Genomic DNA, 21,814 nt, shown 5'->3' on the forward strand with positions numbered 1-21,814 from the left:
AAAAATGGTAGTCTGGTTAGCGGAATTACTTTCAAGTCATTATACTTTTTTCAATGTATTGACATACTTATCCGTGAGAATGGTATTAGCTGTTCTGACTGCATTAGCATTTTCTTTGTGGGCGGGACCTAAATTAATCCGCTTCTTACAAAGCCAACAAATTGGCCAAATAGTCCGTGATGATGGCCCTGAATCTCATTTTAGTAAAGCAGGAACACCAACGATGGGCGGTGTTTTAATCTTAGCCGCTATCGTATTAAGTACTTTATTATGGGCAAGGTTAGATAACTTCTATGTGTGGGTTGTATTATTCACTACGATTGCTTTTGGTGCGATTGGGTTTATGGACGATTACTTAAAAGTAGTACGTAAACATCCAGATGGATTGATTGCTCGTTGGAAATACTTTTGGCAATCACTAACGGCATTAGTTATTGGTGTTGTTTTATATATGACGGCACAAGGCGACGCACAGTTAACACTTGTTGTTCCCTTTTTTAAAGAATACATGCCTTACCTAGGTCTCCTATTCATTCCTCTGGTTTACTTTACTGTTGTAGGTAGTAGTAATGCAGTTAACTTAACCGATGGTTTAGATGGGTTAGCTATTATGCCAACGGTGATGGTCGCAGCGGCTTTTGCCTTAGTTGCTTACTTAACAAGTCACGTTAATTATTCTCATTATTTATTTATACCTTACATTCCACAAGCTAGTGAGTTAGTGATCATTTGCGGCACTATCGTTGGGGCTGGTTTAGGGTTTTTATGGTTTAACACTTACCCTGCTCAAGTATTCATGGGCGATGTAGGCTCACTTGCATTGGGTGCTATTTTAGGTGTGATTGCGGTATTGGTGCGCCAAGAATTTTTATTAGTGATCATGGGCGGTATTTTTGTACTGGAGACGGTGTCAGTTATTTTACAAGTAGGTTCTTACAAAATGCGTAAGCAACGTATTTTCCGAATGGCACCTATTCATCACCATTATGAAAAGAAAGGATGGCCTGAGCCGCGTGTTATTGTGCGTTTTTGGATCATTACTATCGTATTAGTCTTAATTGGTTTAGTTACACTGAAGGTTCGTTAATATGGCAACTACTAAACGAGTCGCGATTATTGGATTGGGCGTCACAGGATTATCCTGTGTCACCTTTTTTCGTCAAAAAGGCATTAATGTCACTGTCTTCGATACTCGTTTGGTACCACCAGGTCAAGATAAGCTTGATGCTAGCACCAAACTGGTGATTGGACCGTTATCTGCTCCATTGTTGTGTGAATTTGATACGTTAGTTGTTAGTCCTGGTATTGCTATTGCAACGCCAGCGATTAACGCTGCAATTGAAGCGGGCGTTGAAGTGATTGGTGATATTGAGTTATTTGCTCGAGAGTTAAATACACCACAATATCAACATGTGAAATTAGTTACTATTACTGGCTCAAACGGTAAAAGTACTGTGACTAGCCTGTTGGGTGAAATGGCTGCTAATGCCAATGTAAATGTTGGGGTGGGTGGCAATATCGGCGTGCCAGCTTTAGATTTATTAAGCCCAGATAAAACACTTTATATTTTAGAGCTATCAAGTTTTCAACTTGAAACCACTGAATCATTAAATGCTACGATTTCTACCATTTTAAATGTCAGTGAAGACCATTTAGATCGTTACCTAAGCTATCAAGCTTATAGTTTGGCTAAGCATAAAATATATACACAAGCTCAAACAGTATTAATTAACCGTGATGACCCATTAACATTCACAGATAAAAAATCACAAATCAGTTTTGGCTTTGATCAACAGCAATATGGATTGGTTCAACAGCAAGGTGAATATTACCTTAGTATTGAGCAGCAACCTTTATTAAGCTGCAATGCGCTTAAGTTGAGCGGTAAACATAACTGGATGAATGCACTTGCCGCGATTGCGTTAGGCAAACAAGTCGGTTTACCAATGTCTTCAATGCTGGACACTTTACAATCTTATTCTGGCTTGAAGCATCGTTGTGAATTTGTCAAAGAAGTGAATGGCGTTCGCTGGATTAATGATTCCAAAGCAACCAATATCGGTGCTACGCAAGCAGCATTGTTAGGACTTTCTGAAACAATTTCAGGAAAAGTACACGTTATATTAGGTGGCGATGGTAAAGGTGCAGATTTTACTGAATTAGCACCTGTATTAACTGAGATCAAAGGGCAAATTGTGTGTTTTGGTCAAGATGCTAAATCAATTGCATTGCAACATCCTGATGCGCTTATTGTTAATAACTTAGATCAAGCCATACACCATATTAACCAATATGCAGTCGCTGGTGATTTAGCTATTTTAACGCCAGCTTGTGCTAGCTTAGATATGTATAAAAACTTTATGGCTCGTGGTGATCATTTTATTGAATTAGTTAATGCTTTGGTTGGAGAAGTCTAATCATGTTGCAAGTTGTGACTAATAAGCTAGGTAAAATATTTAAGCGCTTGACTGTTAAGTCAGATTCACATGCCTACGATCGCTCTCTTTTGGTATTGGTTTTTACCTTAATGGGGATTGGATTGGTGATTGTTGCTTCTGCGTCGATGCCTGAAGGTATTGCTATATCAGCCGATCCTTTCCAGTTTTTAAAGCGACATCTTATCTATATTATTTTATGTTTATTTGTTTTAGCGACAGTGGTTTCTGTGCCAATAGATGCCTGGCATAAATATACGCCTTTAATTTTATTGCTTTCAACTTTAGGATTGCTTGCAGTATTGATTGTTGGTACAGAGGTTAATGGCTCACTTCGATGGTTACGACTGGGTCCACTTAATCTTCAACCTTCTGAATTTGCGAAGCTGTCTGTTGTTTTGTTTATTGCTAGTTATCTTATTCGTCGCCAAAAAGAGGTGATTGATACGATCAAAGGGTTTATTAAACCTTTAGCGATACTCGCTTTAATATCAATGCTTTTATTATTACAACCCGATTTAGGCTCAACCGTCGTGATCGTAGTTATTATGATGGGAATGTTGTTTATTGCTAATGCGCGAATGATTTCTTTTGTTGGTATTGCAGTTGCAATGTTATCGGTGATTATTTTATTAATCGTGACGTCTCCTTATCGTATGGCAAGGGTATTTGGATTTTTAGACCCATGGGCAGACCCTTTTGGTCGAAGTTATCAGCTAACTCAATCACTAATGGCTTTTGGGCGTGGCGGTTGGTTTGGTCAAGGTTTAGGAAATTCAGTTCAAAAGTTAGAATATTTACCGGAAGCACATACAGATTTTATTATGGCAATTTTGGCTGAAGAGCTAGGTTTTATTGGTGTAAGTATTGTTATCATTTTAGAGTTTGTTTTAGTTTATAAAGCGTTTTCTATTGGTAAAAGAGCATTAGAGAAAAACCTTATTTTTGCTGGCTATGTTGCCATCGGTATTGCTATTTGGTTTGCATTTCAAACGGCCGTTAATATAGGTGCCGCATCAGGTATTGCACCAACTAAAGGCTTGACATTACCTTTGATCAGTTATGGAGGTTCTAGTTTAATTACTATTGCGATTGCAGTGGGTTTAGTGCTACGTATCGATTTTGAAACACGTATTAATTCAGGCCAAGTACGCATTACCAAAAAAACGAAAAAGACTAAAAAATTAACATCTGAGGCAGCAGATGATTCAACAGAAAAGATAAAGGTTGAGAATAATGAGTAAAAATAAAACCTTATTAGTGATGGCGGGCGGTACAGGTGGACATGTCTTCCCTGGATTAGCCGTGGCAGATAAATTAAAAAATGAAGGTTGGCAGGTAAGTTGGTTAGGCACTGCGGCAAGAATGGAAGCAAAGTTAGTACCTGAGCATGGTTACGAAATTGATTTTATTGATGTTGCTGGTATCAGAGGCAATGGTTTAAAACGTTTATTAGCAGCTCCTTTTCAAATATTAAAGTCAATTTTTCAAGCGCGTAAAGTATTAAAAAAGAGAAATGTAGATTTAGTCTTAGGCATGGGTGGTTTTGCTAGTGGCCCTGGCGGGATTGCTGCTTGGACATTAGGTATTCCTGTGGTATTGCATGAGCAAAATGCAGCAGCTGGCATGACTAATCGTTTATTAGCACGATTTTCGAAAAAAGTATTAATGGGCTTTAGTGATGCATTTTCTGGCGAAAAGGCTATTTTGGTCGGAAATCCCATCAGAAAAGATCTATTGGCTTTAACTGATAAAAGTATCTCAGCACCAGAGGCTGCGTTAAAAGTATTGGTGATTGGTGGAAGTTTAGGCGCTCGAGTATTAAATGAAACGGTACCTAAAGCACTTATGAACTTCAAAGCAAGCGAAGTGTCTATTTTGCATCAAACAGGGAAGGGTAATTCTGAATCTGTGTTAGTTGCTTACAAAGACTCTGATTTTGAATATCAAGTTCATGATTTTATTAGTGATATGGCTACAGCATATGATTGGGCTGATGTTATAATTTGTAGAGCTGGAGCATTAACGGTAGCAGAAGTGGCAATAGTAGGCTTACCCGCTATCTTTGTTCCTTTGCCTCATGCAGTCGATGATCATCAAACAAAAAATGCAATGAGCTTAGTAAATGCTGATGCTGCGATGTTAATCGCTCAAAAAGATTTAAATCCTGATAAATTAAGTGAATGTTTGCTTACATTAAGTCAAAATAGGCAGTTGCTTAATAAAATGAGCCAAAACTGTAAAAAAGTAGCAATTAGAGATGCAACGGAGCAAGTGGCTGCGGTTTGTAATTCCTTAATTTAAAACCTAGTTTAAAAATATAGTAAAAGTGAATTCCGATGATAAAAATTGAATTAGCAGAAATTCGTACCATGATCCCTGAAATGCGTCGCGTAAAACAGATACATTTTGTTGGTATCGGTGGTGCGGGAATGGGTGGTATTGCTGAAGTATTAGCCTACGAAGGTTACAAAATCACTGGTTCCGATATCGCTGAAAATACGGTGGTTAAAAGACTGCGTTCAATTGGTGTTGAAATTTTTATCGGTCATGCGCAAGAAAATATATACGGTGCATCAGTGGTGGTTGTTTCAACAGCGATTAACCCTGAAAACCCTGAATTGTTAGCAGCTAAACAAGCGCGCATTCCTGTTGTTCGTCGTGCAGAAATGTTAGCTGAGTTAATGCGCTACCGTCATGGTGTAGCAGTGGCAGGGACTCATGGTAAAACGACAACAACGAGTTTAATTGCAAGTATTTATCGAGAGGCTGATTTAGATCCAACCTTCGTGATTGGTGGATTGTTAAACAGCGCTGGTACTAATGCTAAATTAGGTCAAAGTCGCTACTTAATTGCAGAAGCTGATGAAAGTGATGCATCGTTCTTACACTTACAACCAATGGTATCAGTAGTCACCAATATTGAAGCTGACCATATGGATACTTACCAAGGTGATTTTGAAGTATTAAAAGATACCTTTGTACAGTTTGTTCAAAACTTGCCTTTTTATGGTACCGCCGTTGTTTGTTTAGACGATAAAGTAATAGAAGAGTTAATTCCACGTTTTGCTCGTCAGTGTGTGACTTATGGATTTAATGAGCAGGCTGACGTTCGCATCTCAAGCTTTAAGCAAACGGTTAGCAGAAGTGAGTTTATTGTGCACCGTGTCAATCGCCCTGATTTAGTTATCCATCTGAATTTGCCAGGTAAGCATAATGCATTAAATGCTGCAGCTGCGATTGCAGTGGCGATGGAAGATGATATTGAAGATGCTGCAATCTTAACGGCATTAGAAAGCTTTGAAGGTATTGGTCGTCGCTTTGAACAATATGGTGAATTTGAAACTGGACGTGGTAAAGCGATGCTTGCTGATGATTACGGTCATCACCCGACAGAGGTTCAAGCTACGATTAATGCGGCACGAGAGGGTTGGCCTGAAAAACGTTTAGTGATGGCTTATCAACCACATCGTTATACGCGTACACGTGATTTATATGAAGATTTTGCGCATGTGTTATCGCAGGTTGATCAATTGTTACTGCTAGATGTTTATGCTGCTGGTGAAACTCCAATTGCAGGAGCTGATAGTCGTTCATTATGCAGAACTATTCGTCAACAAAGTGGTAAAGAGCCAATTTTTGTGGCTTCTCCGGAAGCTTTACCTGCTGCGCTTGCAAAAGTGTTACAGGGCGGTGATTTAGTGTTAACTCAAGGTGCTGGTAATATCGGCGCAGTAGTAAAAACTTTAGCAGATTTCAAGTTAGATATTGAGAAAATGCAACAAGAGAGCACAAAGTAATGGCGACAAATTTCGGAAAAGTAGCAGTTTTGTTTGGCGGAAATAGCGCTGAACGTGAAGTCTCATTAAAGTCTGGTAATGCAGTTTTGAGTGCGTTACTACGACAAGGTATAGATGCACATGCCATTGACCCAAAACATGATGATATTTCACAAATTAAAAAATTAGGCTTTGACCGTGCCTTTATTGTTTTACATGGTCGAGGCGGTGAAGACGGCACTATCCAAGGTTTCCTAGAAACATTGGGGATTCCTTTTACTGGAAGTGATGTTTCAAGCTCAGCGATAGGTATGGATAAAGCAAAAACCAAGCAAATTTGGCAAAGTTGTCTACTTCCTACCGCTGACTATCAAATTATTGTCAAAGAAAACTTTGAACCATCAAGCGCTAACGATATACTAAACAGCTTATCAGGCACTGTCATGGTAAAACCGGTACACGAAGGCTCAAGTATTGGCATGGCTAAAGCTGAAAATGCAGAGCAGTTAATTAGTGCATTAGAAGAAGCTTTTAACTTTGATAGCAAAGTATTATTAGAATCATGGATCACAGGTGATGAATTCACTGTATCAATGCTAAATGGAAAAGCATTACCTGCTATTAGCATGAAAACAACTAATGTATTTTATGATTACCAAGCTAAATATCAATCGACAGATACGCAGTACTTATGCCCTTGTGGATTGTCTGATGATGAATTAGCCGAACTTAATCGTTTATCAGTAGAAGCATTTAAAGCAATTGGTTGTAGTGGTTGGGGACGTGTTGATTTTATGCGAGATAGCAATAAAAACTGGTATTTATTAGAGGTAAATACAGTGCCGGGTATGACAGAAACAAGTCTTGTACCAAAGGCTGCGAAACAAGTAGGAATTAGCTTTGACCAGTTAGTGTTAGATATCTTAAAGCAAACTATATAATTTATGTGGCAAAAGTTAAAAAAAATCAAAATCAGTAAATGGATTAGCTTCTTTGTTTTTGTACTTTTAATTTACGCGCTACAAGATGGATTTTTTAAATTAAAACACTGGTTAACTGACGAAAAGTCTTTGCCATTAACCGGCCTAGTGCTAACTGGAAACAGAGAGCATGTGACAGAAGATATGGTGAGAGCTGTATTAGCAAAGCAAAAAGATAAACTTAACTTTTTTACGTTAAAAATTTCTGAAATTCAAAAACAGTTAGAAGATAAACCATGGGTATATTCTGCGTCAATCCGTAAGCATTGGCCTGACACGTTAAAAATACATATTGTTGAACAAACAATCGTCGCGTCATGGAACGGCAAAGCATTACTTAATCGTTTTGGTGAAATAATAGATGTAGTACCAAAGGAACAAGACGAATTTATTGCACTTTCTGGCGATGATAAACAATCAGAGGATGTGCTTAATACTTATTTGCAACTCAATCAGTTGCTAGAGCCTAGCCATTATCGCATTGCCGCCTTATATAGTGATAAACGTAATGCAACTGAGCTTGAGTTAAAAAATGGTATTAGTTTGAATTTAGGTAAAGAACAAAAATTAGAACGTATACAAATGTTTTTAAATGCATTCCCTAGGATTGTACAAAAATACGATATTAATACCATTAAATATGTTGATCTTCGTTATGACACTGGGTTGGCTATTGGATGGAAAGAAACAGAAATAAACAAAAAGTAATGTAAATATTAATGATAACAGGTGTGAGAAAATACAGCGTAAAGAGATAGAACAATTAATCATCAAAACTTAATAAGATCAGCCCTTTATGTTTGAGTTTTAAGTGCTTAATTACTCACTTTAGGTAATTTACTCAGTACAACAATATGATTAGTATTACATAGAGTTAATTCTTCTCTCTTAAATTAGAGAAAATGGTGATAAACGAATGGAAAGTAATTACACAGTTGGTTTAGACATTGGTAGTCATAAAGTTGTTGTCTTGATCGGTGAATTATTAGCAAATGATGCGATTAATATAGTGGGTGTAGGTTCTGCACCTTCTAAAGGTGTTGATAAAGGATCTGTGACCAATTTAGATTCAGTTGTTGAATCGATTACACAAGCTTTGAAACAAGCTGAAGATATGGCTGACTGCCGTGTTTCATCGGTTAATTTATCTGTTTCAGGTTCACATATCGAGTCAATTAATGAAACGGGTACTTGGGCGATAGAAGCACATGAAGTCAGTACTTATGATGTTGAATGTGTTATTCACAATGCGCGTTCAGTAAAAATTCGAGATGAGCAACGTGTATTACACGTTATTCCACAAGAATATTCTATCGATTCTCAAGGACGTATTAATAACCCAATTGGTTTGTCAGGTGTAAAATTAAAAGCAAATGTACATTTAATCACCTGTCATAATGATTTAGTTAAAAATTTAGAAAAAGCAGTTGAACGATGTGGATTAGTTATTGACCAACTAACATCGTCTGGTGTTGCATCAAGTGCCGCTACGCTCAGTGAAGATGAAAAAGAGTTAGGTGTGTGCATGATTGATATGGGAAGTGGTACAATGGATTTATCCATTTATATCGCAGGCTCTTTGCAACATAGTATGGTGCTTGATTACGCTGGTAACTCTGTAACCAATGATATCGCTATTGCATTTAGCTCACCGCCAACTTCTGCTGAAGAAGTGAAAGTTAAATATGGTTGTTTGGATCGTTCGTTAGTGCAAGACGATGAAATTATTGAGTTGCCGAGTGTCGGTGGGCGTCCTGCACGTAGCTTGCAACGTTCTATTTTAGTTGATGTTATTGAACCACGTTATAGTGAATTGTTAACATTAGTTAAGAATGAAATTAATAAATTAAATGATAAATTTGCCCGTGAAGGTTTAAAGCAACAATTAGCTGCAGGTGTGGTTATAACGGGTGGTGCTGCACAAATTGAAGGATTAGTTGAGGTTGCCGAAGAAGTTTTTGGTAATATCCAAGTTAGAATTGGTAAACCACAACATATTCAAGGTTTAGCAGATGATGTAAACTCTCCTGCATATTCAACAGCAGTTGGTTTATTACGCTATAAAAATGATGAGTTTGCAGGTGAAGAAGAAGTAGAGCCTGAAAACCGTATTACAAGTTTTTTCAGTAAAGTAAAAAACTGGATTAAAAAAGAATATTAGTTATCAAGTTTCATGGATTGGGTGGTAACAAACGATGTCACAAGAAGTTAATAGAGTGGAAGAGAGTCAAATGTTTGAAATAATCGATGATGAAGACCATTCAGCACAAGCCGTAATTAAAGTTATTGGCATAGGTGGTGGTGGTGGTAATGCGATCAATTATATGATCGAAAAAGGCTTAACTGGTGCTGAATTTATTGCAATGAATACTGATGCTCAAGCATTACGTTCATCAAAAGCAGATATTCGACTGCAACTAGGTGCCAACATTACCAATGGTTTAGGTGCTGGAGCAAATCCAGAAATTGGTTACAAATCGGCACTTGAAGATAAAGAACGAATTCGCGAAATTGTTACAGGCGCAGATGTAGTATTTATTGCTGCAGGTATGGGCGGCGGTACAGGCACAGGGGCTTGTCCTGTTGTTGCTGAAATTGCTAAAGAAGAAGGCGCGTTAACTATTGGTGTTGTTTCAAAACCTTCTATGTTCGAAGGTCGTAAGCGTATGAACTACGCAACCCAAGGTATCGCTCGTTTGTCGGAAAATATTGATTCTTTATTAATTATTCCAAATGATAAATTACAAAAGTCATTACCTCGTGGTATCACTTTCTTAGACGCACTTCGTGCTGCTAATAGTGTACTTTATGATGCAGTTTCTGGTTTTTCTTCTATTATTAATAATGAAGAAAGTACCATTAACATTGATTTCGCCGACGTTCGTACCGTTATGACTGAAGCGGGTACAACGGCTGTAATGGGAATTGGTGTTTCATCAGGTGAAAACCGTGCTGAAGAAGCTGTAGAAGAAGCTATTTCATGCCCATTATTAGAAGATGTTGATCTTTCTGATGCACGAGGCGTATTGGTACATATTGTTGCTGGTATTGACTTTAGTTGGGATGAATACCATACAGTCGGTGATGCATTGAAACAATTTGCTTCTGAAGATTCGCAAAACATCATTGGTGTAACCGTTGATCCAACACTTGATAGTGGTGAATTACACGTAACAGTTATCGTAACAGGTATCGGTGAACGTAAATCAGAACTTAATGTAGTTAAAAACCCAACATTAAATAAGACAAAAGGTGTCAGTGATACTGCAGAAAAAACAGTTAATGCCGATAATTCTACTGATAATGTAGAAGCAGAAACTCAAACATCTGAAGACACTACTCAGGCTGAGCCTGAAATAGTAGAACCTATTGCTGAAGTTAAAGATAAAAAAAATGCTGAGAGTTATTTAGATATTCCTGCTTTCTTAAGACGTCAAGCAGATAATTAAATTAACTATAAAAATATAACGGTTTGTGATCTAGGTCTCAAACTGTTATACTTAGAAATAGATATCATTGTATTGGAGATCATTTAATGATTAAACAAAGAACATTAAAGAAGAGTGTTAAATCAACAGGTATTGGTTTACATTCAGGGAATAAAGTAACTATCGAGTTACACCCTGCACCTGTTAATTCAGGTATTGTTTATCGTCGAATCGATCTTGATCCGGTGGTGACTTTTAAAGCTCATGCTCAAGCGGTGCAAGAAACGCTTTTATGTACTTGTTTAGTTAATGATCAAGGGCAGAAGATTTCTACTGTTGAGCATTTATCAGCAGCACTTGCTGGTTTAGGTGTTGATAATATTATTATCGATGTCGATGCGCCAGAAATTCCAATTATGGATGGTAGTGCAAGTCCTTTTATTTTCTTATTACAATCAGCAGGCATTGAAGAACAAAATGCAGCTAAAAAATTCATTCGTGTTAAAAAAACAATACGAGTTGAAGATGAAGAAGAAGGCAAGTGGGCCGAATTACAACCTTCTAACAATGGTTTCAGCTTAGATTTTAAAATTGATTTTGATCATCCTGTATTCGAAGGTCAAAACCAACACATTGAAATGCAATTTTCTGGTGACTTGTTTGTTAAAGAAATCAGTCGCGCTCGTACTTTTGGATTCATGAAGAGTGTTGAATACCTTCAATCAAATAATTTAGCGCTAGGAGCAAGTTTAGACAATGCTATTGGTCTAGATGAATTCCGTGTATTAAACCCTGAAGGTTTACGCTACGAAGACGAATTTGTGAAACATAAAGTATTAGATGCTATCGGTGATTTATACTTATCAGGCTTTACTATTTTAGGCCATTTAAAAGCATTTAAAACAGGCCATGCATTAAATAACAAACTATTATGTGCGTTATTAGCTGATGCAGAAGCATTTGAAATGGTGACATTCGAAGAACCTGTTAGCGAGTCTCCAGTGCAATACATTGAGCCATTATTTGTACCTGCTTAATGATTGTTAAGTTGTGATGTTTATTTAGAGGCATTCAACATGAAAGAATAGCTAAACCACTTTATGTAAATAAAGTGGTTTTTTTTTAGCTCTAAAATAGTCTATTAAAGTGAGTAGTCATGGCTGCAGTAACTTTGTTATGTAAGCTTATATAATACCAACCACGCTAATTAACTGATCTATCTTACTTGTTAAAATAACTTATTTCTTCGTTGTCAATTTAGTAAAGGGAACAAACCTTTCGCTTAATTTGTGCCTTAACTAACCCCAGTTCTGGATAAGAAAAGCGATACAATACCGCTATTTTCGGGGATCTCTGCGTTAAATTATATCAATAGAATTAAATAAGTGATCAGAGATTGCGCAGGAAAAATTAACACTAATAAGGCGTGAGTTGTAGGAGATAGTTGTCCTCACTTCAAAACTCACAACGCAGTTAGAGGTGATTTTAACCAGCAAGAATGATCACCTTATTAATTCTTTTGGTATTATCTCTCAATAATCGGTCATTGCTTCAATAATTAGCCTTGAACTACGCAAACTAACTGTACTGACTAGTAAAAAATAGTACCTTATGATTTTAAATGTAATTCCACTTTTATTAACCATAATTGAGGTTAACTAAGTCATTTTCCTGCGCAAAATTTAGAACGCTTATTTAACGTAATTGGTATAAGTAGTTATTTATTCACTTTTATTAGTTGAAAATTTGGCTAGTGATTGTAATGCTTTTTTTAGTTTTGGGTCTGCATTCTCTGCTAATGCTAAAAAAGAATCTGCAATATCTTTACTCATTTTTGTAGCTCGTTTTTTGACCGGTTTATTCTTTTTTATCAATGCAGGGCTTACTTTAGCAAGTTCTGGATTTACCTTTACTTTGATACTGATTAAAGAGGAATGGTGCTGACGTAACTCCGTTAATATGTCGCTTCGTATAAATTGTAAACGTTGAAGCCAAAGTGAGGTTGGACTTTCTATAAGCAAGCTCCCATTTTCAACATTTCCTATACGACAGCCACTGATGTTGTGTTGTTTTAAAACCCTTTGTAGTACTATATCCAATTTAGAAATCAATGATGTGCTCTGCTGAAAATTATTTTTCTTCAGTAATAATGAGATGGGTTTAGGTTGTTTTTTATGTGTTGTCATAACAGCCATCAATAGTGAATTAGGTTTATGAGTATAACGGTTATTTATAATAGGAATGAGATTAAACATAGTTTTTCTATAACAAGATCGACATTTATTTTCATCTGTATATCAACGGTCGCTTTATTGATGACCAGCGCTTGGTTATTACAGTCTCATTATCATCAGCAGTTAATACAGCATAAAATAAATTCACTGAACGAACGAAATGCCATTAAACAACAATATCTTCAATCTATGCAGTCTCAGACTAGCCTGCAACTGCAGTCATTAACTGAAAAAGTAGGTCAACTTCAAGCCCAAGGTATCAAATTAAATAGCTTAGGTGAACGTATTATTGAAAAATCAAACTTCCCTAAAGAAGAGTTTGAATTTGAATTAAATGAAAATACTGAACAAAATACAAAAGAAGATATTCCAACAAGCACCCTCAATAATCCAGCTATAGTTGTGACGCCAGAACTAACAATTTTAAATAAAAGTGTTTCACAGCTCGCATATCAGTATGAAAAGAGTCAAAATCTACTACAACAACTTGAAATTACGTTAAACAACCTCCATCTAGTTGATGAACTGTTTATTTCTGGTCGCCCAGTTCCCGATGAAAGCTCATGGATATCTTCTCCATTTGGTACTCGTTCAGATCCGTTTACAGGTCGTTTACGTCGTCATAACGGAGTGGATATCGCAGGTTATACTGGTATGCCAATTAATGCTACGGCAGCAGGGGTGATAACAACTTCTGAAGCTAGAACGGGTTATGGATTTTTGGTCGAAATTAATCACGGTAACGGCTTTAAGACTCGTTATGCACATGCATCGTCACTAGTTGTTTCAGTTGGTGATGTTGTTGAAAAAGGCCAACAAATAGCCGTGATGGGAACAACTGGTCGCTCTACAGGACCGCATGTCCATTACGAAGTTATTAAAGATGGCAGGCAAATAAATCCAAATTATTATATACAAAGATTACCAAGCTAAATTACAAATTTTATCCGACTTTTTACAATGAGAAAAGCAAATGATCACATCGATAATAACAAAAATAATAGGCAGTCGAAATGACCGTTATCTAAAAAACCTGCGCAAAGTTGTTAATGAAATTAACAAACTAGAACCTGAAATCCAGGCTCTTTCTGAGCAAGAACTCAAAGCGAAAACTGCTTACTTTAAAGAACGTCTTGCCAATGGTGAAACGATTGACGATATTTTAGTTGAAGCTTTTGCTGTAGTTAGAAGTGCATCTGAGCGTGTTTTTGGTATGCGTCATTTTGATGTGCAGCTTATTGGCGGCATGGTTTTAAATGAAAATAAAATCGCAGAGATGCGTACTGGTGAAGGTAAAACTTTAACTGCAACCTTACCGGCGTACTTAAATGCATTAACCGGTAAAGGTGTACATGTTATTACCGTGAATGATTATTTAGCGCGCCGTGATGCTGAATGGAATGCACAACTATTTGAATACTTAGGTTTAACAATTGGTATCAATTTATCTGGCATGAACGGTGAAGAAAAACGAGCTGCCTATGCTGCTGATATTACTTACGGCACTAATAATGAATTTGGTTTCGATTACCTACGTGACAACATGGCTTTCGAAGCTTCTCAACGTGTTATGCGTGGTGTACATTTTGCGATTGTCGATGAAGTTGACTCAATCTTAATCGATGAAGCAAGAACACCATTGATCATCTCAGGACCTACTGACGGTGATGCAACGCTTTATACTAAATTAAATTCTATTATCCCATTGTTAACAAAACAAGATAAAGAAGATACTGAAGAGTACATTGGTGAAGGTGATTTCACTGTCGATGAAAAAAGTAAGCAGGTATTGCTAACTGAACGTGGCCAAGAAAAAGTTGAGCGTATTCTACAAGAACGTGGTTTATTAGAAGAACATACTTCTTTATATGCTGCATCAAGCATCAGTTTGTTACATCATGTTAACGCCGCATTACGTGCTCACACATTATTTGAAAAAGACGTTGAGTACATCGTTACTGCTGAAGGTGAGGTTGTGATCGTTGATGAACATACTGGTCGTACAATGCCAGGTCGTCGTTGGTCTGAAGGTTTACACCAAGCTGTAGAAGCTAAAGAAGGGGTTAAAATTCAAAATGAAAATCAAACACTGGCTTCAATTACATTCCAGAACTACTTCCGTCTTTATGAAAAACTAGGTGGTATGACAGGTACTGCTGATACTGAAGCTTTTGAGTTCCAGTCTATTTATGGTCTAGAAACGATTGTTATTCCAACAAATCGTCCTATGGTACGTAAAGATGGTGGTGATTTAGTTTACTTAACTGAAATTGAAAAATACCAAGCAATTATTGAAGATATTAACACGCGATTAGAGCGTCGTCAGCCCGTGTTAGTCGGTACCGTTTCTATTGAAAGCTCTGAATTGCTTTCAGAGTTAATGACTAAAGCAAAAATCAAACATAGCGTGTTAAATGCTAAGTTTCATGAAAAAGAAGCTGATATTATTGCTCATGCTGGTGCATTAGGTTCAGTGACTATTGCCACTAACATGGCTGGTCGTGGTACTGATATCGTACTAGGCGGCAATTTACAGAATCGTCTTGAAAAATTAGGTGATTTAACTGAAGCGCAAATTGCCGCTGAAACGGCTGCTTGGAAAGAAGATCAAGCCGCAGTATTAGCTGCTGGTGGTCTTTACATTGTTGGTACCGAACGCCATGAGTCTCGTCGTATCGATAACCAGTTACGTGGTCGTGCTGGTCGTCAAGGTGATGCTGGTGAAAGTCGTTTCTACCTTTCAATGGAAGATTCGTTAATGCGTATCTTTGCTTCAGAAAAAGTGTCTAATATGATGAAAAAATTAGGCATGGAAAATGGCGAAGCCATTGAGCATCCTTGGGTAACTCGTGCGATTGAAAACGCACAACGCAAAGTTGAAGGGCGTAACTTTGACATGCGTAAATCTTTATTAGACTTTGATGATGTTGCTAATGACCAACGTAAAGTGGTTTACCAACAACGTAACGGTATAATGGATAGTGAAAACATCACTGAAAATATTGAACAAATTTGGGATGATGTATTCAACGCTTGTATCGATGGATATGTACCATTGCATTCATTAACAGAACAATGGGATTTAGAAGGTTTAGAAAACCGTTTAAAACAAGATTTCTTAATCGAATTACCTGTTCAACAGTGGTTAGTTGATGATGCTAATTTACAAGAAGAAACTATTCGTGAAAACATACTTGAGCATGCAAAAGCAGTTTATCAAGACAAAAAAGAGCAAGTAGGCGAGTCTATTATTGCTGGTTTTGAAAAGTCTGTCATGTTGCAAACAATTGATATGCTTTGGAAAGAGCATTTGTCAGCAATGGATCACCTACGCCAAGGTATACATTTACGTGGTTATGCACAAAAAGATCCAAAACAAGAGTACAAGCGTGAATCATATGAGTTGTTTATCGCGATGTTAGAAAACTTAAAAGCAGATGTCGTAGGTATTTTATCTAAAGTACAAATACAAAGTAGAGAAGAAGCTGAAGCGATTCAAGAAAAACGTCGTGAAGATGAAGCAAAAGCTAATATTCAATATCAACATGCACAAGTAAATGGTGATGGAGAAGCTGAAACTGAAGCAGAAGATGAGTCATCTGATACGTTTATCCGCCAAGATAAAAAAGTAGGACGTAATGAACCTTGCCCATGTGGTTCAGGTAAAAAGTTCAAGCAATGTCATGGTAAATTAGGCTAACATCTCGTTAAGGAAGTTTAATCCTCTTTAACAAATAAAAGGTGGTACTTCATTGAAGACCACCTTTTTTATTGCTTTAAAAATAAAAAAGGAGCAACAATGCCAGAGCAAATAATTAGTATCGCTATAGTGCAGAATGAGCATAAAAAACTATTGATATCTCGTCGTCAAAAAGGCCAGCATCTCGCTGGTAAATGGGAGTTTCCTGGTGGTAAAGTAGAACAAGGTGAAGCGCTTGAAGTGGCAATGTTACGAGAGTTAGAGGAAGAGGTTGGCTTGACGGCAACCAAGTACAGTTTATTTGATTCGTTAAGTTTTCAATATGATGAGGTGCATTTACATTTAAACTTTTATTTAGTCACAGATTATCAAGGCGAAGCAACTTCTCTTGAAGGACAACAAATTAAATGGGTCTCTGCTGCCGAACTAAGCCAATATGATTTCCCTAAAGCTAATTTAACGGTGATTAATAAATTACTCTAACACGGACAAATGATGCAAAACGAGGGATATTATTGTTTGTTTTACCCGTAAAGCGATAAGTAATAACACTGCCGATAGCAGGCGGATTATTTCTCTCCTGATCACTAAATCCAGATCCTATCTTAAAGGTGACTCCCTCTTTATTTTTTACTAGAATTGAACCTAATAAACCTTCATATTTACCTTTTCCTGGTATGTAAGCAATAACAGTTGCTTCAGCATCTTCAAACTTCTTTAGCTTCATTAAGTCACGATTTCGCTTTGTTTGATAAAGGGCATTTTGATGATGAAGCATTAAACCTTCACCTTGTCCCATTACTACGTTATTTAGCAAATCAAATAACGCTTCTGTATTGGGTAGTTTTTGTTGTTTAATCATTTGTAAATAAGGGCTAGTAGCTTCAGTGACTATGCCTTGCATTTTGTTAATACGCTGTTCAAAAGAGGCTGTACTTTCAGGCAGATCAAAAATCATAAATTTAACCTGTTTCCAATGCTCATTTTGATTATCTTGAGTACGCACAATGCCCGACACTTTTTCAAACTGCTGTCTTGCGATCCATAGTTCCCCATCCATTTTGGTCGCTGGGAATGATTTAATAAACCATGTTGGCGCTGTAAATACATTTCCCTGTTTGGAAATGAGTTGATGTCCATCCCAATAAGCACGAATGCCATCTAACTTTTCACTGACATAATATTGTGTAACATCGATATCTTGTCGATAATTGGTAGCAAGCTGAATGGGAGGAGGTTTAGCAATAGCGGCAGAAATCGAAAGCATTAATATTGCAATGCAGTTAAATAGGTAGTAAGTAAATTGACTATTTTTCAGATGAGAAAAGACGATTTTTTGAAAGGTAAATAATGACGTCATAAAAAGCTCCTACACTTGGCAAAATATAAATATTTTTTTAATTCAAGTAATAAGTGTAGGAAGTTTTTAAAAAAGTGAGACTATTTAAATACAATAATGTTTGCTTACCAGCAAATTATTTACAGGTTCTATTGGGTAGATCGTATTTTAGTGTTGAATAAAACGCATCGATAAATCGATAGCATGTACGTGTTTAGTTAATGCGCCAACAGAAATATAATCAACCCCCGTTTCTGCGTAACTTAATATCGTTGTATTATCGACATTACCTGATACTTCTAAATCGGCTTGCTGAGGATTACTTTTATTAATGGCAACTGCTTCTAACATCATCGGAATACTAAAGTTATCTAACATCACACGTTGTGCACCTGCATTTAGTGCTTGGTTAAGCTCATCAATGCTTTCTACCTCAACTTCTACCCAACGCTCTGGATGTTGTTGATTAGCTGCTTCAATCGCTTGTTTGATACCACCACAGGCCATAATATGATTTTCTTTAATTAAGTAAGCGTCATATAAACCGATACGATGATTAAAACCACCACCACATGTCACTGCATATTTAGAAGCATTACGTAAACCAGGTAAGGTTTTTCGTGTGTCTAATAATTTACACTCAGTGGTTGCGATTAAATCTGAGTAATATTTGGTTGTTGTCGCAATACCTGAAAGCGTTTGAATAAAGTTGAGTGCAGTACGTTCGCCTGTTAACAATATTCTTGCTGAACCTTCAAGTGTAAATAAAGGGCTATTTGCAAGGACATAATCGCCATCTTTTACATGCCAAGTAATAGTGACTGAATTGCCTAATTGACGGAACACTTCATCAGTCCATGCTTTACCACAGAAAACTGCATCATCACGTGTAATAACTGTTGCTTTTGAACGTTTATCTTCTGGTATTAAATTAGCGGTGATATCACCTTCTGCAGCAGACAATCCATTTAAGTCTTCATTTAAAGCTAAGGTAACACTTTGTGCAATTTCTTGTTCAATCATGGTAAATTTCCAGACAGCGGTAAAAAAATCAAATATTACCTTAATGATCTTTGAATACCAATGATCTAAATGCTTAACTCTTATAAAATAAGATGCTCTGGGTCAGATTAAAAGATTTAATAAGCCTTAACACTAAAAGTAAAAATAAGAAGTGAAAATAAGATGCGTTTAATAATTGGTTTAACAGGGGGAATCGGGAGTGGAAAATCAACTGTCGCAAAAGAGTTTATTGCTTTAGGTATTGACGTCGTTGACGCTGATAAAGTAGCTCGAGAAGTAGTAGAACCTGGACAACCAGCCTTAGCTAAAATTGAACTTTATTTTGGCAAAGAGGTCGTAGATATTAACGGTGAATTAGATAGAGCGAAGCTTAGAAATATCATCTTTAAATCTGAGACAAAAAAGCAGTGGTTGAATGAATTGTTGCATCCTATTATCCGTGATACTTTGTTGAAACAACTTGAACAAGCACAAAGTAAATACGTGATATTAGAAGCGCCTTTGCTATTAGAAAATCAGTTAACAAAGTATACTGATTACACATTGGTCGTTGATGTTACTGAGGCTTTGCAAATCGAGCGTGCAACGCAACGAGATAGTAATTCAATAACCCAAATTCAAGCTATTATGGATGCACAAATCAGTAGAGAGCTTAGGCTACAACAAGCTGATTATATTATTGATAATAACTGCACAGACCTTGTTGTATTGAAGCAGCAAGTTAAAATGTTACATTTACAGTTTTTATCTATACAAAAGTAGGCTTTTTGATTGTTTAGTAAAGACTCCTTAATGTAACCTTACTTTTTTATAAAATAAATAGACAGCCTTATGATCGCCTTTGAATACCCCTTAACAGAAAAGAGCCGTAGTTATCTACGTTTTGAATCTCTTTTTCTACAAATTAAACAAAGCATTTCACTAGATAATGAGAGTGATGCCGTTACTTATTTTAAGTCTTTATTTGAGTTAATTGAATTAAGTGATCGCAGTGATATTCGACACGATTTAATTAAAGACTTGCGTTCACTATTAGAAGAAATGCAATCATGGTTAAACAGTGAGCAAGCTGATACTGAAGCGATTAAAGCATTAATGGTAGAAATTAGTGAATTAATCAGTGCTTTATTAGTGATGTCTAAACAACTTAAATTTTTTAAAGATAGCCGTTTTTTAACTTCTTTAAAACAGCGATTTTTCATCCCTGGTGGATGTTGTAACTTTGACCTACCGCAGTTTCATTTCTGGTTATCACAACCGATTGAATTAAAAAGAACAGACACTAAACAATGGTTTGAATACTTTACTGTTTTAGATCGGGCATTATCTTTATTTTTGAAAATGAAACGTCATCAAGGTATTAAATCGACACAGCAAGCTAAAAATGGTTTCTTCCAAGGTGAAGTAGAGCATGCGTTATTTATTATTTTGAGTGTTGATCCTGCTTTACAAGCTTACCCTATGATCTCTGGGCATAAACATCGCTACTCTGTCAGGTTTATGAATGCTAATGCTGAAAATAGCCAAGCTGAGAATATTGAATTCGAACAGACTTTTTGTTAAAACGTCTATAGACAATCAAAATGTTAAATATTGTTAAAGGTAAGGAAAATAAATGAAGGTTAATTGTCCAACTTGTCAAAAACAAGTTGTCTGGGATAAACAGAGCTTGTATCGCCCATTTTGTTGTAAACGTTGTCAGTTAATTGATTTAGGTGAATGGGCTGATGAAGAAAAACGCATCAAAGGTGAGTCTGTTAGCCCAGAGAATTTACCGCAAAATAAAACAATTTATTTTGAAGAAGATTAATAACTTAGTTGAAAGCGCTAATAAAAACATTGGTATTAAAAATAGACATAAAACAGATAGATAAAATAAGATAAAAATATAAGGAAGTATGATGCTACTAAGTGATTTTTTAACAAAATTAAATACACAACCAGAGACAATTGAATTTACTGACACAATGGCTGTCATTGAAGCAAATTACACGTTTAGTGAAACAGCTTTCACTAATGGTCAACAAAGTAATGCTGCAGGAGAAAACTCAGGCTCATGTAAGATTTTTTCGTTTGCACAATTAAATGGATTAACTGAACAGCAAACGTTAGCTTGTTTTGGCATCTATTACCGTAATGATGTCTTAGGAAACCCTGATGCAAGGGATCATCAAAATATTCGTCAGTTTATGATTAATGGTTGGTCTGGTATTAGTTTTGATTCTGCACCTTTAGTTAGCAAATAATTGTTAACAAGTAACCGGTAGTAAATATACGTTTAAGTAGGGTAGGTCATTCAGCTATGTTAGTAGCATTCAGCTATGTTAGTAGGTTATGTTAGTAGGTAGTGTTAATAGATCATGTTAATAAGATACTTGGATTCAGATCATAAGTAGAGACTGTTTTTATTACAGTCTCAAAACTACATAACGTTATCTCACCTAAACGAATAAAATGTAACCCGATGCTTAAAACATCGGGTTTTTTATACGCTTTAAAAAAGTAATCTAACCGCCAGCTAACTTAACTTGGTAGCCTTGTTTTTCTAATACTGTTTTAATAATTTCACGTTGGTCTGTTTGTATCTCAATGACGAAGTCTTTTACTGTACCGCCACAACCAGTTCGCTTTTTAATTTCTTTAGCTAACGCTTTAATCGCTTTCTCATCTAGCTGTAAGCCTTTAATTAAAGTCACACCTTTACCTTTACGACCTTTAGTCTCTCGATGCAAGCGGATAACGCCATCACTCTCAGGTGCTTTTTGTTTCTGTTTTGTCTTTTCTACTTTTCCACCATCTGTAGAGTAGACTAAATTTAATTCACCAAAATCCATAATTATTTCCACCAATTAATTTCTCATCTAGTTTATACCTGTTCCTATTACAGATGTAAAAC

At 36.4% G+C, this 21,814-nt stretch carries 21 protein-coding genes; 17 read left to right on the plus strand and 4 right to left on the minus strand.

What is annotated here, in order from left to right; all coding sequences use genetic code 11:
- Positions 1 to 4 precede the first annotated feature (4 nt).
- The 10 genes from mraY to lpxC all read left to right on the plus strand — a co-directional run bounded on the left by mraY (position 5) and on the right by lpxC (position 11,659).
- Positions 5 to 1,087: a phospho-N-acetylmuramoyl-pentapeptide-transferase gene (gene mraY / locus GQR59_RS05350; protein WP_160061014.1), complete on the plus strand. Its 1,083-nt coding sequence runs from the start codon at positions 5 to 7 to the stop codon at positions 1,085 to 1,087.
- Between the two features lies 1 nt (position 1,088).
- The gene (gene murD, locus GQR59_RS05355) at positions 1,089 to 2,417 is read left to right on the plus strand and encodes a UDP-N-acetylmuramoyl-L-alanine--D-glutamate ligase (protein ID WP_160061015.1); all 1,329 of its coding nucleotides are present in this window, start codon (positions 1,089 to 1,091) and stop codon (positions 2,415 to 2,417) included.
- Between the two features lie 2 nt (positions 2,418 to 2,419).
- The gene (ftsW, locus tag GQR59_RS05360; protein ID WP_160061016.1) at positions 2,420 to 3,679 is read left to right on the plus strand and encodes a putative lipid II flippase FtsW; all 1,260 of its coding nucleotides are present in this window, start codon (positions 2,420 to 2,422) and stop codon (positions 3,677 to 3,679) included.
- Entirely contained in the window at positions 3,663 to 4,739 is a 1,077-nt protein-coding gene (gene murG, locus GQR59_RS05365) for an undecaprenyldiphospho-muramoylpentapeptide beta-N-acetylglucosaminyltransferase (RefSeq protein WP_201288020.1), read from the plus strand. The genes ftsW and murG overlap by 17 nt, the downstream gene beginning before the upstream one ends.
- A gap of 35 nt (positions 4,740 to 4,774) precedes the next feature.
- Complete coding sequence (gene murC, locus GQR59_RS05370; protein ID WP_160061018.1) at positions 4,775 to 6,235, plus strand: UDP-N-acetylmuramate--L-alanine ligase; 1,461 nt, start codon at positions 4,775 to 4,777, stop codon at positions 6,233 to 6,235.
- The gene (locus GQR59_RS05375) at positions 6,235 to 7,155 is read left to right on the plus strand and encodes a D-alanine--D-alanine ligase (protein ID WP_160061019.1); all 921 of its coding nucleotides are present in this window, start codon (positions 6,235 to 6,237) and stop codon (positions 7,153 to 7,155) included. The genes murC and GQR59_RS05375 overlap by 1 nt, the downstream gene beginning before the upstream one ends.
- Before the next feature lie 3 nt (positions 7,156 to 7,158).
- Positions 7,159 to 7,902 (plus strand): cell division protein FtsQ/DivIB, encoded by a 744-nt coding sequence (locus GQR59_RS05380; RefSeq protein WP_160061020.1) that lies wholly within the window; start codon positions 7,159 to 7,161, stop codon positions 7,900 to 7,902.
- A 208-nt stretch (positions 7,903 to 8,110) separates the two neighbouring features.
- Entirely contained in the window at positions 8,111 to 9,355 is a 1,245-nt protein-coding gene (gene ftsA, locus GQR59_RS05385; protein WP_160061021.1) for a cell division protein FtsA, read from the plus strand.
- A 70-nt stretch (positions 9,356 to 9,425) separates the two neighbouring features.
- Positions 9,426 to 10,643: a cell division protein FtsZ gene (gene ftsZ / locus GQR59_RS05390; RefSeq protein ID WP_201288070.1), complete on the plus strand. Its 1,218-nt coding sequence runs from the start codon at positions 9,426 to 9,428 to the stop codon at positions 10,641 to 10,643.
- Positions 10,644 to 10,729: 86 nt separating this feature from the next.
- Positions 10,730 to 11,659 carry a UDP-3-O-acyl-N-acetylglucosamine deacetylase gene (gene lpxC / locus GQR59_RS05395; RefSeq protein ID WP_160061023.1) on the plus strand — a complete coding sequence of 310 codons (930 nt, stop codon included), beginning with the start codon at positions 10,730 to 10,732 and terminating at the stop codon, positions 11,657 to 11,659.
- A 684-nt stretch (positions 11,660 to 12,343) separates the two neighbouring features.
- On the opposite strand, the gene GQR59_RS05400 is transcribed toward lpxC, so the two are convergent.
- Complete coding sequence (locus GQR59_RS05400) at positions 12,344 to 12,877, minus strand: DciA family protein (protein ID WP_236546664.1); 534 nt, start codon at positions 12,875 to 12,877, stop codon at positions 12,344 to 12,346.
- Positions 12,878 to 12,937: 60 nt separating this feature from the next.
- On the opposite strand from GQR59_RS05400, the gene GQR59_RS05405 reads away from it, so the two are divergent.
- From GQR59_RS05405 to mutT, 3 genes are all read left to right on the plus strand, one after another.
- A complete protein-coding gene (locus GQR59_RS05405; RefSeq protein WP_236546665.1) occupies positions 12,938 to 13,789 on the plus strand; it encodes a M23 family metallopeptidase in 852 nt (283 codons plus the stop codon).
- A 40-nt stretch (positions 13,790 to 13,829) separates the two neighbouring features.
- On the plus strand, positions 13,830 to 16,556 hold the full coding sequence (secA, locus tag GQR59_RS05410) for a preprotein translocase subunit SecA (protein WP_160061026.1): 2,727 nt from the start codon (positions 13,830 to 13,832) through the stop codon (positions 16,554 to 16,556).
- Between the two features lie 99 nt (positions 16,557 to 16,655).
- Positions 16,656 to 17,039, plus strand: coding sequence for an 8-oxo-dGTP diphosphatase MutT (mutT, locus tag GQR59_RS05415; protein WP_160061027.1), 384 nt, complete (start codon positions 16,656 to 16,658; stop codon positions 17,037 to 17,039).
- Here mutT and GQR59_RS05420 read toward each other — a convergent pair.
- Together GQR59_RS05420 and nadC are read right to left on the minus strand one after the other, a co-directional pair.
- Positions 17,023 to 17,916 (minus strand): DNA ligase, encoded by an 894-nt coding sequence (locus tag GQR59_RS05420; RefSeq protein ID WP_160061028.1) that lies wholly within the window; start codon positions 17,914 to 17,916, stop codon positions 17,023 to 17,025. The two genes, mutT and GQR59_RS05420, sit on opposite strands and share 17 nt — an antisense overlap.
- 147 nt (positions 17,917 to 18,063) lie before the next feature.
- A complete protein-coding gene (gene nadC, locus GQR59_RS05425; RefSeq protein ID WP_160061029.1) occupies positions 18,064 to 18,918 on the minus strand; it encodes a carboxylating nicotinate-nucleotide diphosphorylase in 855 nt (284 codons plus the stop codon).
- 162 nt (positions 18,919 to 19,080) lie between these two features.
- Here nadC and coaE point away from each other — a divergent pair, with 162 nt between their 5' ends.
- From coaE to GQR59_RS05445, 4 genes are all read left to right on the plus strand, one after another.
- Complete coding sequence (coaE, locus tag GQR59_RS05430; protein ID WP_160061030.1) at positions 19,081 to 19,680, plus strand: dephospho-CoA kinase; 600 nt, start codon at positions 19,081 to 19,083, stop codon at positions 19,678 to 19,680.
- Between the two features lie 69 nt (positions 19,681 to 19,749).
- Positions 19,750 to 20,481 carry a cell division protein ZapD gene (zapD, locus tag GQR59_RS05435; RefSeq protein WP_160061031.1) on the plus strand — a complete coding sequence of 244 codons (732 nt, stop codon included), beginning with the start codon at positions 19,750 to 19,752 and terminating at the stop codon, positions 20,479 to 20,481.
- Positions 20,482 to 20,533: 52 nt separating this feature from the next.
- Positions 20,534 to 20,728, plus strand: a complete 195-nt coding sequence (gene yacG, locus GQR59_RS05440) for a DNA gyrase inhibitor YacG (protein WP_028869794.1) — start codon at positions 20,534 to 20,536, stop codon at positions 20,726 to 20,728.
- A gap of 91 nt (positions 20,729 to 20,819) precedes the next feature.
- Positions 20,820 to 21,164, plus strand: coding sequence for a HopJ type III effector protein (locus GQR59_RS05445; RefSeq protein WP_160062438.1), 345 nt, complete (start codon positions 20,820 to 20,822; stop codon positions 21,162 to 21,164).
- Positions 21,165 to 21,425: 261 nt separating this feature from the next.
- Here the strand turns inward: GQR59_RS05445 and yciH are convergent, their stop codons facing one another.
- Positions 21,426 to 21,752, minus strand: coding sequence for a stress response translation initiation inhibitor YciH (yciH, locus tag GQR59_RS05450; RefSeq protein WP_160061032.1), 327 nt, complete (start codon positions 21,750 to 21,752; stop codon positions 21,426 to 21,428).
- Positions 21,753 to 21,814: the final 62 nt, after the last annotated feature.

The organism is Psychromonas sp. L1A2, from assembly GCF_009828855.1.
GTDB lineage: Bacteria > Pseudomonadota > Gammaproteobacteria > Enterobacterales > Psychromonadaceae > Psychromonas.